General features: G+C 63.7%; 13 protein-coding genes. 7 read left to right on the forward strand and 6 right to left on the reverse strand.

Annotated features, from left to right (window positions below):
- Positions 1-67: 67 nt before the first annotated feature.
- On the reverse strand, positions 68-2515 hold the full coding sequence (locus NLY43_RS22245) for a bifunctional diguanylate cyclase/phosphodiesterase (protein WP_023711726.1): 2448 nt from the start codon (positions 2513-2515) through the stop codon (positions 68-70).
- A gap of 474 nt (positions 2516-2989) precedes the next feature.
- On the opposite strand from NLY43_RS22245, the gene ugpB reads away from it, so the two are divergent.
- From ugpB to NLY43_RS22265, 4 genes are all read left to right on the forward strand, one after another.
- Positions 2990-4300, forward strand: a complete 1311-nt coding sequence (gene ugpB, locus NLY43_RS22250; RefSeq protein ID WP_023711727.1) for a sn-glycerol-3-phosphate ABC transporter substrate-binding protein UgpB — start codon at positions 2990-2992, stop codon at positions 4298-4300.
- Positions 4301-4371: 71 nt separating this feature from the next.
- Positions 4372-5256 (forward strand): sn-glycerol-3-phosphate ABC transporter permease UgpA, encoded by an 885-nt coding sequence (gene ugpA / locus NLY43_RS22255; protein ID WP_023694019.1) that lies wholly within the window; start codon positions 4372-4374, stop codon positions 5254-5256.
- Between the two features lie 9 nt (positions 5257-5265).
- Positions 5266-6114 (forward strand): sn-glycerol-3-phosphate ABC transporter permease UgpE, encoded by an 849-nt coding sequence (gene ugpE / locus NLY43_RS22260; RefSeq protein ID WP_023711728.1) that lies wholly within the window; start codon positions 5266-5268, stop codon positions 6112-6114.
- Positions 6115-6121: 7 nt separating this feature from the next.
- Positions 6122-7183: a sn-glycerol-3-phosphate import ATP-binding protein UgpC gene (locus NLY43_RS22265; protein ID WP_023694017.1), complete on the forward strand. Its 1062-nt coding sequence runs from the start codon at positions 6122-6124 to the stop codon at positions 7181-7183.
- A 35-nt stretch (positions 7184-7218) separates the two neighbouring features.
- Here the strand turns inward: NLY43_RS22265 and NLY43_RS22270 are convergent, their stop codons facing one another.
- From NLY43_RS22270 to NLY43_RS22280, 3 genes are all read right to left on the reverse strand, one after another.
- Positions 7219-8301: an ABC transporter ATP-binding protein gene (locus NLY43_RS22270; RefSeq protein ID WP_023701410.1), complete on the reverse strand. Its 1083-nt coding sequence runs from the start codon at positions 8299-8301 to the stop codon at positions 7219-7221.
- On the reverse strand, positions 8298-9869 hold the full coding sequence (locus tag NLY43_RS22275; RefSeq protein ID WP_023711729.1) for an ABC transporter permease: 1572 nt from the start codon (positions 9867-9869) through the stop codon (positions 8298-8300). Before NLY43_RS22275 ends, NLY43_RS22270 begins: the two co-directional genes overlap by 4 nt.
- Positions 9870-10023: 154 nt before the next feature.
- Complete coding sequence (locus NLY43_RS22280; protein ID WP_023711730.1) at positions 10024-11031, reverse strand: iron ABC transporter substrate-binding protein; 1008 nt, start codon at positions 11029-11031, stop codon at positions 10024-10026.
- 204 nt (positions 11032-11235) lie between these two features.
- Here NLY43_RS22280 and NLY43_RS22285 point away from each other — a divergent pair, with 204 nt between their 5' ends.
- The 3 genes from NLY43_RS22285 to NLY43_RS22295 all read left to right on the forward strand — a co-directional run bounded on the left by NLY43_RS22285 (position 11236) and on the right by NLY43_RS22295 (position 14564).
- Positions 11236-11787, forward strand: coding sequence for a sigma-70 family RNA polymerase sigma factor (locus tag NLY43_RS22285; RefSeq protein ID WP_023671665.1), 552 nt, complete (start codon positions 11236-11238; stop codon positions 11785-11787).
- Position 11788: 1 nt separating this feature from the next.
- Complete coding sequence (locus NLY43_RS22290) at positions 11789-12427, forward strand: NrsF family protein (RefSeq protein ID WP_023711731.1); 639 nt, start codon at positions 11789-11791, stop codon at positions 12425-12427.
- Between the two features lie 202 nt (positions 12428-12629).
- Positions 12630-14564 (forward strand): PAS domain S-box protein, encoded by a 1935-nt coding sequence (locus tag NLY43_RS22295; protein WP_050589748.1) that lies wholly within the window; start codon positions 12630-12632, stop codon positions 14562-14564.
- A gap of 27 nt (positions 14565-14591) precedes the next feature.
- Here NLY43_RS22295 and NLY43_RS22300 read toward each other — a convergent pair whose 3' ends face one another.
- Positions 14592-15470 carry a 3-hydroxybutyryl-CoA dehydrogenase gene (locus NLY43_RS22300; protein WP_023671668.1) on the reverse strand — a complete coding sequence of 293 codons (879 nt, stop codon included), beginning with the start codon at positions 15468-15470 and terminating at the stop codon, positions 14592-14594.
- Between the two features lie 120 nt (positions 15471-15590).
- Positions 15591-16520 carry an electron transfer flavoprotein subunit alpha/FixB family protein gene (locus tag NLY43_RS22305; protein ID WP_023685323.1) on the reverse strand — a complete coding sequence of 310 codons (930 nt, stop codon included), beginning with the start codon at positions 16518-16520 and terminating at the stop codon, positions 15591-15593.
- Positions 16521-16535 lie beyond the last annotated feature (15 nt).

Genomic DNA, 16535 nt, shown 5'->3' on the forward strand with positions numbered 1-16535 from the left:
GCGCTAACTTTTTTGTTTCGACGCAATTTCGGACGGAAAACCGTTTCACACTTTTCCTGAAATTGCTCTAGGCTGAGCGCAGGGCCGCCGCCGGCGGCAGCATCAAGATGCTGCCGCCGCATTGTTTGACGCTGGCGTCGTCTTGTGCCGCCGGCGCCGCGACGCCGGTAAGTTCGCTGAACGCCTCGATCGGGCTCGGCCGGCCTAGATAGTAGCCCTGGCCGATCTCGCAGGCCTCGGCGTCGAGGAATTTCAGCTCGCCCAGCGTCTCGACGCCCTCGGCCAGAACCGGCAGGCCGAGACCGCGGCCAAGCCCCAGAACGGCGCGCACGATGGCTGCCACCTGGCCGTTGCTGTCGACTGATTTGATGAATGAGCCGTCGATCTTGATCTTGTCGAAGGGGAAGGCGCGGAGATTGGACAGCGAGGAGTAGCCGGTGCCGAAATCGTCCATCGCCACACGCACGCCAAGCGCCTTCACCTGGCGCAAGGTCGCCAGCGCGCGCGGCATGTCCTTGACCAGCGCCGTTTCGGTGATCTCGAGTTCGAGCCTGCCGGGCGTCAGGCCGGAGCCGAGCAGGACTTCATGCACCTTGCGGCTGAAATTCGGATTGTGGAGCTGCACCGCCGAGACATTGACCGCGACGGTGAGAGGGTTCTTCCAGCGCGCTGCCTCGGCGCAGGCCGTCGCCAGCACCCATTCGCCGATCTGGATGATGACGCCGCTGTCTTCGGCCACCGGGATGAAGGTCGCCGGCGACACGTCGCCGCGCTGCGGATGGCGCCAGCGGATCAGCGCTTCGAACCCGACCATCCGCCCGCTGCTGATCTCCTTTTGTGGCTGGTAGACGAGGCGAAACTCATCGCGCGCCATGGCCTGGCGCAGTTCGTGCTCCATCACGCGCCGGTCTCGCGCCTCGGCGCCCATCGAGGCCTCGAAGTAACGGTAGGTGTCCTTGCCCTCGGCCTTGGCGCGGTAGAGCGCGGTGTCGGCGTGGCTGACCAGGAGTGTCGGCTCATCGGCGTCGAGCGGATAAAGTGCAATGCCGATGCTGGCCGACACCAGCCCGCCACCGACCGACAGCCGGTTTTCCTCGCGCATGGCCGCCAGCACCGCCTCGGCGATGCGGCCGGCCGCCTGCGGATCGGGAAGGTTTGGAGCGATGATGGCGAACTCGTCGCCGCCGAGACGCGCCAGCATCTGTCCGTGGCGGAGCACGGCGGAGGCGCATAGCGCCACCTTCTGCAGCATGGCATCGCCGGCGCCATGCCCGAACAGGTCGTTCACTTCCTTGAAGCGGTCGAGGTCGAGCAGCAGCAGCGCAAGATGCCCGCCCTTGCCGCCGCGGTCCATTGCGGCAATTTCGGCCTCGAGCCGGCCGGAGAAACTGCGGCGGTTGGGGAGCCCGGTCAGCGGGTCGAAATGGGCGAGGCGCAGTATCTCCTGCTCGGCCTTCCTGCGTTCGCGGATGTCGCGCACGGCGACCACGCTGTGCCGCTTGCCGCAATAGTCGATGCTCCTGGCGATAAGTTCGACGGGGATGGTGGCGCCGTCATGGGCTCTGAGCTCCGCTTCCTGTGCCTGTCCGCTGCAGTCGGACATGCCGGCCGCGGTGCGTTCGCCGAAGAGGTCGCCAAGCAGCATCGCGTTCAGCACTTCCGGCGCAATGCCGGTTAGCGCGGCGATGCTGTCATTGGCGCTGACGATGCGGGCGCCGTCGCATACGATCAGGCCCTCGACGGCGGCGTTGGCGAGGCCGTGCATGCGCTCGGCCTCGATCTTGTGACGACGGAAGCGCAGGTCGATCCACAATGCTGCGGCTGAAAGCACCAGGATAGCCAGGCTGACAGCAGCGGCGGCGAAGGCCTGCGACATCGGTTCGACCGTGAACTGCGATATCTCGATGGAGGAGTCCGGGAAGATCGACACCGCGCCCATCGCGATGAAGTGCAGGCTGCAGATCGCCAGCGTCAACAGGATGGCGGCGGCGATTGTGGCCTGCATGGACGGCCGTCGCAACACGACCAGCAGCGCCAGCGCGGCGAGGGTGACGCCTGTCAGCACCGAGACGCCGACCAGCAGCGGGTTCCAGACGATGCGCCCTTCGACCTCGAAGGCGGCCATGCCGATATAGTGCATGGCGGCGATACCGGCGCCGAGGACGGCGCCGCCGACCAGAGGGTAGTCGATGCCCCGGCGCAAGGTGGCGATCCACATGCCCGCGGCGGTCAGGGCGACGGAACCGGCGAGCGAAAGCGCCGACATTTCCGCATTGTAGGCGTTGGGGATTCCGGGAGAAAAGGCAAGCATTGCGATGAAATGCGTCGCCCAGATACCGAAGCCGGTGGAAGTGGCTGCTATCATCAGCCAGGTATAGCGGTTGCGCTCGCTCGAGCGGTCGACATGGCGAAGCAGGTTGACCGCCGAGAAGGAAGAAATACCGCAAATGAGCGCTGCCAGTGCGACCAGTCTCAGATCGTGCTCATGCACGATACAATTATAGACCGTCAGCATCTCGCCCCACCTGCTCTCCCACAGCAATCAAGCCGTCCACTTGATTAGTATGTCGCGCTTGACGAAGAATCGGTTATGCGAACTACAACTACAGCGGGTTTTTCGGGTTGTACCTTGCGGCGATCCTGTCTCATTCCAGACAGGGTCACAGCAGCGCTTGGCGCGATGCCGCTCTACCGATCTCGATCTGGCCGAGCGCCGGTATGGCGGCCGCATGGTACAGGTGCGTGGCGCTGTCACGGGGGCCCTTCATGCATCGCCGGCGGTCGGCGATCGTCGCAGGCCCACCGCGCCCATGTATCGCTGAGCCGGCTTGGCATTTCTCTCTGTCCTCGTTGCAGAGCGAGGGGGCGCGAAGTTAGCCGGGTATGAAATTCACGAAACAGCAACAAATCCGTTGTCCGATTGTCATCAGCGACACATATTGCCTTTGCGGGAGTGCCCCTTTCGCCAATGACAAACGGGAGATGAAACATGAAGTTGTTCGGCTTTGCGGCCGGTGTTGCCGCCACCTTGACCCTGCTTTCCACCACCTCCGCCTTCGCCGCCACCCAGATCAGTTGGTGGCATGCAATGACCGGCGCCAATGCCGAGGTGGTCGACAAGATCGCCAACGATTTCAATGCCAGCCAGAGCGACTATGAAATTCTCCCTGTTTTCAAGGGCACCTATCCCGAAACGCTGAATGCCGGCATCGCTGCCTTTCGTGCGGGGCAAGCGCCCGATATCATCCAGGTGTTCGACGTGGGTACCGGCGTCATGATGGCCGCCGAAGGTGCGATCAAGCCGGTGGCCGATGTGCTGACCAGCGCCGGCGTGACCTTCGACAAGAGCCAGTATTTGCCCGGCATCGTCGGCTACTATTCGAAGCCGGACGGGACCATGCTGTCCTTCCCCTATAATTCCTCGTCGCCCATCCTCTACTACAACAAGGATATCTTCCAGAAGGCCGGGCTTGATGTGAACAATCCGCCAAAGACCTGGAACGAGGTGTGGGAAGCCGCCAAGAAGATCAAGGCGAGCGGCGCCGCTTCCTGCGGCTATACCTCGACCTGGTTGACCTGGATCCACCTTGAGGCCTTCGCTGCCTGGAACGACGTTTCCTATGGCACCAACCAGAACGGACTTGCCGGAACCGACGTCGAGCTCAAGATCAATGCGCCGATCTTCGTCAATCATTTCCAGGCCCTCGCCGACCTGGCCAAGGACGGCACCTTCAAATATGGCGGCCGTACATCCGAAGCCAAGCAGATCTTCCTTGCCGGAGAATGCGGCATCTTCACCGAATCGTCGGGGGGTCTCGGTGACATCGTCAAGTCGGGCATGAACTACGGCATCGGCCAGCTTCCCTATGATAGTGACGCCAAGGGCGCGCCCCAGAACACCACGCCGGGCGGCGCCAGCCTGTGGGTGTTCGGCAACAAATCGGACGAGGAATACAAGGGCGTCGCGGCGTTCTTCTCCTACCTGTCCAAGACCGAAGTGCAGGAGTATCTGCACCAGAAGTCGGGTTATCTGCCGGTGACGCTCGCTGCCTATGAGGCGACCAAGAAGTCCGGCTTCTATGACAAGAATCCGGGCCGTGAGACGCCGATCCTGCAGATGCTGGGCAAGGCGCCGACCGAGAACTCGAAGGGCGTGCGCCTCGTCAACCTGCCGCAGGTGCGCGACATCGAGAATGAGGAGTTCGAGAAGATGCTGGCCGGCCAGCAGACTGCGCAGCAGGCGCTCGACAACGCGGTCGCACGCGGCAACAAGGCGATTCAGGAAGCGATCGGAAATTGAAGCGATTTGTCAGTTGAACCTCGTCCACGCGGACCCGCGTGGACGACTTCCTGAACAGCGAGGGAACCACACTGTCTCCACGCGTCGTCTTTCCCAACAAGACCCTGCCTTACCTGCTGGTGGCGCCGCAACTCGCCATTACGCTGATCTTTTTCTACTGGCCGACGGGGCAGGCGCTCTACCAGTCGATGCTTAGGGAAGACCCGTTCGGGCTGAAGAGCAAGTTCGTCGGGCTCGCCAATTTTCGCAAGGTGCTGGCCGACCCGGCCTACCTCAACTCGATCAAAGTTACGCTGGTGTTCTCTCTGGCGACCGCGATGGTCGCCATGGGTGTGGCCCTGTTGCTTGCCGTCATGGCCGAGAGGGTGGTGCGCGGCAAAGGCCTTTATCGCACGCTGCTGATCTGGCCGTATGCGGTGGCGCCGGCGATTGCCGGCATGTTGTGGCTGTTTCTGTTCAACCCCTCGATCGGTTCGCTGGCCTACGCCTTGAGAGGTCTCGGCATCGCCTGGGATCCCTTGCTTAACGGAAACCAAGCCATGATCCTGCTGGTGTCTGCGGCTGCCTGGAAGCAGATCAGCTACAATTTCCTGTTCTTCGTCGCCGGGCTGCAGGCGGTGCCGAAGACGTTGATAGAGGCGGCGGCCATGGACGGCGCCGGGGAGACGAAGCGCTTCTGGACCATCGTCTTCCCGCTGCTCGCACCGACGACCTTCTTCCTGCTGGTCGTCAACACTGTCTATGCGCTGTTCGACACTTTCGGTATCGTTCATGCCGTCACCGGCGGCGGGCCAGGCAAGGCCACCGAGACGCTGGTCTACAAGGTCTACAATGACGGTTTCGTCAATTTGATCCTCGGCGATTCGGCCGCGCAGTCGGTCATCCTGATGGTCATCGTCATCTCACTCACGGCCATCCAGTTCCGCTATGTGGAACGCAAAGTCCACTACGGTTGAGCGCGAGCGATGATTGGTCAGTCCCCGCTTCGCGCCCTCATCGCCCACGCCGTGCTCATCCTGGGCATCCTGATCGTCGCTTTCCCGATCTACTACACCTTCGTTGCCTCCACGCAGACGCTGCAGACCATCCTCAAGCCGCCATTGCCTCTTTTGCCCGGCGACCAGGTCTGGAAAAATTACAGCGAGGCGCTGTTCGGCGGTGTCGGCCGCATCGGCGGCGTCAGTGTCGGCCGATTGCTGCTCAACACCACGATCATGGCGCTCGGCATCGCGGTGGGGAAGATTTTCATCTCGATCCTTTCGGCCTATGCGATCGTGTTCTTCCGTTTTCCGCTTCGGATGGTCTTCTTCTGGCTGATCTTCATCACGCTGATGCTTCCCGTCGAGGTGCGCATCCTGCCGACCTACAAGGTGATGGTCGATCTCGGCATGATCGACACCTATGCCGGCCTGATCATTCCGCTGATCGCCTCGGCCACCGCCACGCTTCTGTTTCGCCAGTTCTTCATGACCATCCCAGGTGAGTTGGTGGAAGCGGCGCGTGTCGACGGCGCCGGACCATGGCGCTTCTTTTTCGACATCCTGCTGCCGCTGTCGCGCACCAACATCGCGGCGCTGTTCGTCATCCTCTTCATTTATGGCTGGACGCAGTACCTGTGGCCGCTGCTCGTCACCAACAGCAATGACATGAACACCATCGTCATCGCACTTAGAAAGATGGTCTCCTTCGCCGATGCCGATACCCAATGGCATCTGGTCATGGTCACCGCGATGCTGGCCATCCTGCCGCCGATCCTGATCGTGGTGCTGATGCAACGCTGGTTCGTGCGCGGACTGGTCGATACCGAAAAGTGAGAAGCTGATGGCGACCGTCGATCTGAAGGATGTGAAGAAAGTCTATCCCGGCGGCGTCGAGGCGGTGAGGGGTGTCTCGATCGCCATTCCCGACAAGGAGCTTTGCGTTCTGGTTGGGCCGTCCGGCTGCGGCAAGTCCACGCTGCTGCGGATGATCGCCGGGCTTGAGACCATTTCTTCCGGCATCGTCGCCATCGACGGCAAGATCGTCAACACGATCGGTCCGACCGAGCGCGACATCGCCATGGTGTTCCAGAACTATGCGCTCTATCCACATATGAAGGTCTACGACAACATGGCCTACGGGTTGCGCAACCGGGGTACTCCCAAGGACGAGATCGACAGCAGGGTTCGCTCGACCGCCAAGGTGCTGGAGCTCACGGCGCTGCTCGACCGGCGCCCGCGCGAGCTTTCCGGCGGCCAGCGCCAGCGCGTGGCCATGGGTCGCGCAATCGTGCGCAATCCAAAAGTCTTCCTGTTCGACGAACCGCTTTCCAACCTCGACGCCAAACTGCGCGGCCAGATGCGGGTCGAAATCAAGAATTTGCAGCGCTCGCTCGGTGTCACCTCGGTCTACGTCACCCACGACCAGCTTGAGGCGATGACGCTGGCCGATATTCTCGTCGTCATGAATGGCGGGTTGGTCGAGCAGACGGGCGCGCCGCTCGACATCTACGAGAAGCCGGCATCGACCTTCGTCGCCTGCTTCATCGGAGCGCCGCCGATGAACCTTCTGCCTCTTTCGCAAGGACCGGCTGGTCCGGCGCTGACCGACGGCAAGACGGTTGACTTCGCGCCTACGAACGCCGCCACGCTTGGCTTCCGCCCTGAGGATGCCGACGTCACCTTCAGTGCCGAGGCATCATCCGGCGCGCTTATTCTGCCTGCGGCGGTCGAGGCGGTCGAACCTGTGGGAGCCGAAAGCTTTCTTCACTGTGCCGCCGGCGGCAACCGCATCGTCGTGCGTGTGGCCGGCCGCGCCACGGCCAAACCCGGCGATCAACTGCGCGTCGTGGCCAGGGCCGAGAAGCTGCATTGGTTCGACAATGCTGGGAAACGAGTCGATTGACGCAGCCGCTCGCGCCAATCCGACGCATCGGCAGTTCAGGCGAAGACATGCGCCTTGCCGGAAACTGTCAGGCGCACGATCTCGCCGACGGAAGGCGCGTCGATACCCGGTTTGCGCAGGATCAGCGGCGTGCTGCCTATTGCCGCGGCGTCGGGCGGATCGGGGTTGTTCAACAAACGCACCGCAATGGTGCACATCGAGCCTGCGAATTCCGAGTCCGTCACCTCGGCGAATATCGTGCCCGCAGGACCCGACATGCCTTCGCGCGACGTGCGCTTTACCTGCACCTGCTCCGGTCGCAGCATGATGCGGGCGATGTCGCGCCGCTCCTTCGAGTCGACGGCTATGCGACCAAGCGAGGAGGTGGCGAAGCCGCCTGAAATCTTTGCCGGCAAGATGATGGCGTCGCCAAGAAACTCGGCAACCATGCGGTCTTTCGGCTGCAGATAGAGTTCTCGCGGTGTGCCGATCTGAGAGAACTTTCCGTCGCGCATGACCGCCACCTGGCTGGCGAAGGACAGCGCCTCGGCCTGGTCGTGGGTGACCAGGATGGTGGTGATGCCGGCGGCTTCGAGTAGTTCGGCGACCGCCTTGCGCATCGAGGCGCGCAGACCGGTGTCGAGCGCCGAGAACGGTTCGTCGAGAAGCATCAGCCTGGGCTTCATCGCCATGGCGCGGGCCAGCGCCACGCGCTGCTGCTGGCCGCCGGAGAGCTGGTGCGGGCGGCGCTTGAGGATCGCCTTGTCCAGCCCGACGGTATAGGCGAGCTCGGCGATGCGCTCGGCGCGCTGGTCCTCGCCGCGGGCCATGCCAAAGCCGATATTGTCGCCGATGCTGAGATGCGGGAACAGGGCGCCGTCCTGCGCCACCAGGCCAATGCCGCGGCGGTGCGCCGGCACCGCATGGCCGCCATTGGCCAGCACCTCGCCGTCGAGCACGACGCGGCCCTGGTCGGGCGCCTCGAAGCCGGCGATCAGCCGCAGCAACGTCGTCTTGCCGCAGCCGGACGGGCCGACGATCGCGGTGCGACTGCCGCTTGCGGCGCTGAGCTCGATGCCGGCAAGGGCTGCGACCGGGCCGTAGTGCTTGGTGAGGCCATTGATTTCGAGAAAGCTCATCGCCCGGCCATCCGTTTCGACTGGACATAGAGCAGCCAGGTCAGCGGCAGCGACATCGCCACCATGATGAAGGCGTAAGGGGCGGCGGAGGCATAGTCGATCTCGCCGCTATAGGACCAGAACGCCATGGCCAGCGTGCGCGTGCCGTTGGGCGCCAGCATCTGGGTGGCGGTCAGCTCGTTCATGATGCCGAGCGCGACCAGCGCCATGCCGGCCGCAGCCCCCGGCGCCGACAGGCGAATCGTTGTCGACCAAAGCGCCTTCAGCGGCGGCCGGCCAAGGCTGGCGGCGGCGCGTTCGAGCTCGACCGGCGCCTGTGCGATCGAGGCTCTGAGGCTGATCAAGGCGCGCGGCAGGAACATCAGGGCATAGGCGACCAGGATTGTGAACAGCGTCTGGTAGAGCGGCATGGCGATGCGCACGGTAATGGTGACCAAGGCCAGCGCGATGACCACGCCGGGCAGCGAACCGACAATGTAGTTGCAGCCTTCGAGCAGCCGCTGCAGCGGTCCCGGCGCGCGGATCGAGATCCAGGCCATCGGCATGGCGGCGATGGTCGCAAGCAAGGCGCCGGCCAGCGCCAGGAACAGCGTCTGGCCAAGCGCCAGGCCGATCTCGTCCAAACGCCAGACATCGGCGCCGCCGGCGACCAGCCAGCGGCCGATGGTGACGAAGGGCACGCCGATGGCGAGAAGCGTGGCGATGGCAGGCAGAGCCAGGCAGGGCAGGGTGGCGCGACCGAGCCTGGTGCGCTGCTGGCGGCGCGCGGCACCCGAGCCTACGCGGGCATAGCGTTCCTCGCCGCGCACCAGCACCTCCAGCGCGAGCAGCACGAAGCAGCAAGTCACCAGGACGCCGGCCAGCATGTTGGCGGCGGGACCGTTGAAGGTCGACTGGAACTGGTCGACGATCGCCGTGGTGAAAGTGTCGAAGCGGATGAAGACGTAGAGGCCGTATTCGGCCAGCAGATGCAGGCCGACCAGCAGCGCGCCGCCGCAAATGGCCAGTCTCAGCTGCGGCAGCACGACACGCCAAAACACCCGCAATGGTCCAAGGCCGAGTGCTGCGGCTGCGTCCTCCAAAGCAGGATCGAGCCGGCGCAGAGCCGCCGCCAGCGGCAGATAGAGGAACGGGAAATAGGCGAGAACCGAGACCAGCACGCCGGCCCACAGGCCGTGCAAGGTCGGCACCATGGTGATCCAGGCGTAGGAATGCACGAAGGCGGGGATGGCGAGCGGCGCCACCGACAGCCAAGCCCACAAGCCGGCGCCGGGCAGGTCGCTGCGCTCGGTCAGCCATGCCAGCGTCACCGACAGCACGGTGGCGATCGGCACGGTGAGCGCCACCAGAAGCACGGTGTTGACCAGAAGTTCGCCGACGCGCGGCCGGAAGACCAGGGCCGAAGCAGTGTCCCAGCCGATCTGCACACCGATCCAGATGATGAACGCCAGCGGCAGCAGCGACAGCAGCGAGACAATTATGGCGGCAAGCGCGATCCAGGACATGGGCTTCCGGCGGGACCGCCCGACTCTCTGGCCTGAACGTTCGAGATCGACCGCAGTTTGCATCAGCTCGACCGCGCCACTGCCGCCGGGGCGGGGGCGCCGCAGGCGCGGCCGGAAACGCAATGTGTTGTCATGGACAATGCCATCTCGATAACAGAGCGCTCCTGCGGAAAGTCCGGCAGGAGCGCAATCGTTGCCCTTTTAGGACGAACCCAGCCTAAAGCAAGCCGGCTGCCGTCATCAGGTCCGTCACCTTTTTGGAGTTCAGTGTCGCCGGATCGACCTTCGGCGCCTGCAGGTCGGCCAGCGGCACCAGCCTGGGATTGGACTGCGCGTCCTTGCCGATAGCGTATTCGAAGGACGTGCCGGTCTTCAGCACGTCCTGGCCGCCTTTCCCGGTCACCCATTTGAGGAACGCCTGGGCTTCCTTCGGGTGTTTGCTCGAGGCGAGCACGCCGCCGCCGGAGATCGAGACGAAAGCGCCGGGATCCTGGTTCTTGAAATAATGCAGTTCGACGTTCTTGCTGTTTTCGCCGGTCTTTGCCTGATCGCCGAAATAGTAATAGTGGTAGATGATTCCGCCTTCGATCTCGCCGGCATTGACCGCCTTCATCACCGTGCCGTTGCCCTTGTAGGCGGTGAAATTCTCCTTCATGGCCTTCAGCCAGTCGGCGGTTGCGGCTTCGCCCTTGAGCTCGAGCAACGCGCTGACGATGGCCTGAAAATCGGCGCCGGAAGGCGAGGCTGCCCAGCGGCCTTTCCAGCTCGGATCGGCGAGATCAAGCATCGATTTGGGCAGCTTTTCGGCCGTGAGCTTGGTTTTGTTGTAGGCAAAGACGGTGCTGCGCGCCGCGACACCCACCCATCTGCCGCTGCTCGGCTGGAATTCGGCCGGGACTTGCGCCAGCGTGTCGGCGTCGACCGGCGCGAAAAGGCCCGCCGCTTCGACCAGGGTCATCGCCGGCGAGTTTTCGGTCAGGAACACGTCGGCCGGCGAAGAAGCGCCCTCGGCGACGATCTGGTTGGAGAAATCGCTGTCGCCGCCATTGCGCAGCGTGACCTTGATGCCGGTTTCCTTGGTGAAACCTTCGACCCATTCCTTGGCCAGGCTCTCATGCTGGGCGTTGTAGACGATGATGCCGGCATCCGCGGCCATCGCCGGCCCGGCGATCATGCTCACGGCCAGCGCTGTGGCCCCCGCTAGGGTGGAGAGCGTGTATCTCATGGCGTCATCCTCAGTCTCGGTGGTTCTGGTTTCGCAGGCTGCACCTATCGATACCTGACAGCAGTAGTCAACATTGCTCGGCTGCTTCAATCGGTCGCCGCTCCCGCAAACTTTCGTGATTTTGCGGCACTTTGGCTTGGACATCATTTCGCCGGACACGTAACAAATCGGTGCCGAGGCGCGAAGATCGGGGAGTGAACTCTTGTGAGCGGCAAGGATGAGGCCGAGCTTTCCCGGCTGATGCGGGCCGCGATCGCGGGAGATGAAAGGGCCTACGCCGACTTTTTGCACCGGATCGCCGCGCTGGTTCGCGGCTTTGCGAGGCGCAAGATCGTACAGGGCGGGGTCGATCCCGAGGATGTCGTGCAGGAAACCTTGCTGGCCATTCATGTGAAACGGCATACCTGGCGCCAGGACGCGCCGGTGTTGCCATGGATCTATGCGATAGCCCGCTTCAAGCTGATCGATGCTTTCCGGCGGCGCGGACGGCGCATCGAAATCGAGATCGACGAGATCGCCGAGACCTTTGCCGAGCCGGAAACCGAGACCGTCAGCGAACGCGACATCAACCGGGCGCTGGACGGACTGCCGGCTGCGCAGCGTTCCGTCGTTTCTTCGATCTCGGTCGACGGCCGCTCCATCGGCGAGACGGCGGCCAGGCTCGGCGTCAGCGAGACGGCGGTGCGGGTGTCGCTGCATCGCGGGCTTGCCGCGATCGCCAAGCGATTTGGGCAGGGGCGCTTCGGGCGGCAGTGACATGAGGACGGGGGATCTCATCAAGGCACTCGACGCCGACACAAGCAGCAAGGCGATGCCGCTGCGCTCGGCCTGGTTGATGGCGGCGGCAGCCGCGGCGGTGATCGCGGCTCTGGTCTTCTTTCTCACCATCGGCCCGCGTCCCGACATCATGACCGCCATGCACACGATGCGGTTCCTGGCGAAGTTCGTGTTCACCATCGTGCTCGCCGTCACCGCCTTTGGCCTGGTCCGGGCGTTGTCGACGCCGGGCGCTTCGACGGCAAGAGCCGCGGCCTGGATGCTGGCGGCGCCGCTGCTGGTGGCCGTGGCGGTGGCTCTCGAACTGTTCATGGTGCCGGAGCCGATGTGGAGCACGCGCATGGTCGGCTCCAACATGATGATCTGCATGGGCTTCATCCCGCTGATCGGAATCGGCCCGCTTGCCGTCTTCCTGTGGATGCTGAGCTATGGAGCGCCGACGCGGCCGGTGTTGGCCGGGGCGGTCGCGGGACTGCTCGCCGGCGGCCTGGCGGCGACCTTCTACGCCGCGCACTGCTTCGACGATTCTCCGCTTTTCGTCGCCACCTGGTACACGCTCGCCATCGCCGTCCTCGCCGGTCTGGGCGCGCTCGGGGGACGGTTCTTCGTGCGCTGGTGACCGGGCGGTTCAAGATCGCCCAATAATCACCGATCCTTAATCATGCCGGCAATTCTTTGCGGGTTCACCGTGTTGCCGGTGGCTCCGGCGCAACCTTTCCTTAAAATCGATCATCCAGTGTTTTTTGCAGAAATGTGTTGCGCATGGGGTGGCATGCACAGTGATGCGACGAGAGCGAAAAAGCCTGCGGGCTGACAGTCACGTGGCTTTGGTGCTTGCGGCCGGAGGGCTTTGCGCTGCCGTGGTCGCGCTCCTGCTGTCGCGGCTCGATGTCAGCGCCGAAGTGCTGAAACTCTGCCTGCAGATATCGGTGCCGGTCGCCGCCGTTGCGCTGATTCTCGCCGCCCTGTTCATTTACCGGATACTGGACGACCGCCGGCAGATCGCCGAAAGCGAGCAGCGTTTCCGCCGCGCCATGGAGGATTCGGCGATCGGCATCGCCATTGTCGGCCTCGACGGCCGCATCCACGAAACCAACCCGGCCTTCGCCGCCATGCTCGGCTACAGCAAGCAGGAGATCGAGGCGCTGACCTTCTTTCAGATCACCCATCCCGACGATGTGCAGATCGGCCGTGAGACGATGGACGGCATGCGGGCGGGCACCGTCAACGCTTTCCACTTCGAAAAGCGCTACCTCAGGAAGGACGGCACGCCGGTATGGGCCCATCTTGCGGGCTCCGTCATTCGTGACGAGAAGAGCGGCCGCCCGCTCTACCTGGTCTCGCAGATCGAGGATATCGACGCGCGCAAGCAATCCGAGGCGCGCATAGCCGAGGCCGAAACGCGCTGGAATTTTGCCCTGGCCAGCGCCGGACAAGGCGTCTGGGACCTCGACATGCGCAAGGGCGGCACCACCTACTCCGCCACCTGGGTGAAGATGCTGGGCTATGCCGATGGCGAGCTGGACGGCGACCCCGACCGCTGGCTGGCGATGATCCACCCCGACGATCGCGAAAACGTGGCCGAAGCCGATCGTGCCCATCTGGAGGGCAGGACACCGTTCTTCGAAGCCGAGTTCCGGATGCGCCACAAGGATGGCCACTGGGTCTGGATCCTTGATCGCGGCAAGACGCTCGAACGCGACAAGGACGGAAGGTTGGTCAGGGCCATCGGCAGCCTGACCGACATCACCCAGCGCAAGCAAACCGAGGAAAGCCTCATCGTATCGGCGGCAATGCTGGCCGACGAGAAGGAGCGGCTGAGGGTGACGCTGCAGTCGATCGGCGACGCCGTCATCTGCACCGATGCCGCAAACCGCATCACCTTCATGAACCCTGTCGCCGAAAAGCTCACCGGCGTTGTTGGCGCAGAGGCGCTCGGCAAGACGCTTGGCCATGTCTACTGGGCGGTGGACGAAGAAACCGGGCAAAGGATCGGCATGACGCGGCCGGCGCTCGGCAGCGCCAGCCCTGCCGACCAGAACAGTCGCGCCGTCCTCATCCGTCGCGACGACACGCGCTGCAGCATCCGCCAGGTGGTGTCGCCGATCATGAACGACCGCCAGGAGTTCTGCGGTCTTGTCATTGTCTTCCAGGACTTCACCGATGCGCGCGCCTTGCAGCGCCAGCTCGCCTATGCCGCCGCGCATGATGCGCTGACTGGCCTTGCCAACCGTTCGAGCTTTATCCGCACCATGGAGGAACTGGTCGACCGGAGCCGCAAGGCCGGCACAGCCAGGCCGGCGGGCGAACATCATTTCATGTTCATCGATCTAGACCATTTCAAGCTGGTCAACGACACTGGCGGGCACGCCGCCGGCGACGCCTTGCTGAAGCGGGTTGCCGAGGCCATTCGCGGTGCGCTTGGGCCGGAGGATATCGTGGCCCGCCTCGGCGGCGACGAATTCGCGGTCATCCTGAAAGCCGGGCCGAGCGCCGGCGCCAGGATTGCCGCGCGCTCGGTCATCGACGCCATCCGCGGCCTGCAGTTCAGCTGGGACGGCCGGCCGCATGCGATCGATGCCAGCATCGGGCTGGCGCCAATCCACAGCAACAGCGGTGAAGTCGACGAGATCATCGCCCGGGCCGATGCTGCCTGCTATGCGGCCAAGGCCGCCGGCCGCGGCTGTGTTTCCGTGGCGCCTGACGATACCGGGTCAAGAGGCCAAGCAGAGCCGCCGCTTGCAGCGGCGTCCTGAGGGAGCACGGAACTTTCGTTCTGGTGGTTAGCGCGTCGGAACCGGATGCTCGCCGCGATAGTCGTAGAAGCCGCGCCCGGTCTTGCGGCCGAGCCAGCCGGCCTCGACATATTTCACCAGCAGCGGGCAGGGGCGATATTTCGAATCCGACAGGCCGTCATGCAGCACCTGCATAATCGACAGGCAGGTGTCGAGGCCGATGAAATCGGCGAGCTGCAGCGGTCCCATCGGATGGTTGGCGCCGAGCCGCATGGCGGTGTCGATGGCATCGACCGAGCCGACCCCCTCGTAGAGCGTGTAGATCGCCTCGTTGATCATCGGCAACAGAATGCGGTTGACGATGAAGGCCGGAAAATCTTCAGAGACGGTGATGGTCTTGTCGAGCTGTTTCACATAGGCCTTGGCCGCCTCGAAGGTCTGATCCTCGGTAGCGATGCCGCGCACCAGTTCGACCAGCTTCATCAGCGGCACGGGGTTCATGAAATGTATGCCGATGAAACGCTCGGGACGGTCGGTCTGCGCGGCAAGCCGGGTGATCGAAATCGACGAGGTGTTGGTCGCCAGAATGGCTTCCGGGTTGAGCTGGGGACAGAGCTGCGCGTAAATCTTGCGCTTGACCGTCTCGTCCTCGGTCGCCGCCTCGATAACCAGATCGGCACCGGCGAGATCAGCCATGGTGGGGGCTGCGGAAATGCGCGCCATCGCTTCGTTACGCAGCTTTTCCTCAAGCTTGCCGGAGCCGACCTGGCGGGCCATGTTGCCGCTGACCGTGGCAATGCCCTTCTCGATACGGTCGGGCGAGACGTCGTAGATCAGCACCTTGAAACCCGAAAGTGCTGATACATGCGCGATGCCGCCGCCCATCTGGCCGGCGCCGATGATGCCGATCGTCTCGATCTTGGCCATTTGCAGCGATCCCGTCGAAAAGGCCTTTGCGGCCTGCTTTTTGTGCAGTGCAAACTAAAAGGGTGGGGCAGCTTCGTCTACCCCACCCTTTCACAATTTAATACGCTTTGGCAGAAAGCGTCAAAGCGCCTTTTGCAGTTCCGGCAGGATGACGAACAGGTCGCCGACCAGGCCATAATCGGCAACCTGGAAGATCGGCGCCTCTTCGTCCTTGTTGATGGCGACGATGACCTTCGAATCCTTCATGCCGGCAAGGTGCTGGATGGCGCCGGAAATGCCGACGGCAATATAGAGGTCAGGCGCCACGACCTTGCCGGTCTGGCCGACCTGCCAGTCATTCGGGGCGTAGCCGGCGTCGACGGCAGCGCGCGAGGCGCCGACGGCTGCACCGAGCTTGTCGGCGACCGGCAGGATGACTTCCTGGAACTTTTCCGAGGAACCGAGCGCGCGGCCGCCCGAAATGATGATCTTGGCCGAGGTCAGCTCCGGACGGTCGGTTTCCGAGAGTTTGTTCTCGACGAAAGTGGAGAGGCCGGGATTGGCCGCGGCCTTGACCGTCTCGACAGCTGCCGAGCCGCCCTCCGGGGCAGCCTGGAAGGAGGCGGTGCGCACAGTGATGACCTTCTTGGCGTCGCTCGACTGCACCGTCTGGATGGCGTTGCCGGCATAGATCGGCCGTTTGAACGTGTCTGGTGAAACCACTTCGATGATCTCGGAGACTTGCGCGACATCGAGCAGGGCCGCCACGCGCGGCGCGACATTCTTGCCCGACGAGGTCGCCGGCGCGATTATGGTGTCGTAGGCGCCGGCCAGCGAGACAACGAGTGCGGCGAGCGGTTCGGCGAGGCGCTCGGCCAGTTCGTCGGCCTCGGCCAGCAGCACCTTGCTCACGCCCTCGAGCTTGGCAGCGGCGTCGGCCGCGCCCTTGGCGCCTTTGCCGGCGACCAGCACATGCACGTCCGAACCGATCTGCAGCGCCGCCGAGAGCGCCTTCGCGGTCTGGTCGGAAAGGCTGGCGTTGTCGTGTTCTGCGATGAGGAGAATGGTCATTTTATCTGTTCCTTC

This window comes from Mesorhizobium sp. C416B, from assembly GCF_030323165.1.
Lineage (GTDB): Bacteria > Pseudomonadota > Alphaproteobacteria > Rhizobiales > Rhizobiaceae > Mesorhizobium.

What these genes read in the sequence shown, in the direction of transcription:
- NLY43_RS22245 (WP_023711726.1), bottom strand. Translation starts at nt 2,515, where the DNA reads ATGCTGACGGTCTATAATTGTATCGTGCATGAGCACGATCTGAGACTG.
- ugpB (WP_023711727.1), top strand. Translation starts at nt 2,990, where the DNA reads ATGAAGTTGTTCGGCTTTGCGGCCGGTGTTGCCGCCACCTTGACCCTG.
- ugpE (WP_023711728.1), top strand. Translation starts at nt 5,266, where the DNA reads ATGATTGGTCAGTCCCCGCTTCGCGCCCTCATCGCCCACGCCGTGCTC.
- NLY43_RS22265 (WP_023694017.1), top strand. Translation starts at nt 6,122, where the DNA reads ATGGCGACCGTCGATCTGAAGGATGTGAAGAAAGTCTATCCCGGCGGC.
- NLY43_RS22270 (WP_023701410.1), bottom strand. Translation starts at nt 8,301, where the DNA reads ATGAGCTTTCTCGAAATCAATGGCCTCACCAAGCACTACGGCCCGGTC.
- NLY43_RS22275 (WP_023711729.1), bottom strand. Translation starts at nt 9,869, where the DNA reads ATGCAAACTGCGGTCGATCTCGAACGTTCAGGCCAGAGAGTCGGGCGG.
- NLY43_RS22280 (WP_023711730.1), bottom strand. Translation starts at nt 11,031, where the DNA reads ATGAGATACACGCTCTCCACCCTAGCGGGGGCCACAGCGCTGGCCGTG.
- NLY43_RS22290 (WP_023711731.1), top strand. Translation starts at nt 11,789, where the DNA reads ATGAGGACGGGGGATCTCATCAAGGCACTCGACGCCGACACAAGCAGC.
- NLY43_RS22300 (WP_023671668.1), bottom strand. Translation starts at nt 15,470, where the DNA reads ATGGCCAAGATCGAGACGATCGGCATCATCGGCGCCGGCCAGATGGGC.
- NLY43_RS22305 (WP_023685323.1), bottom strand. Translation starts at nt 16,520, where the DNA reads ATGACCATTCTCCTCATCGCAGAACACGACAACGCCAGCCTTTCCGAC.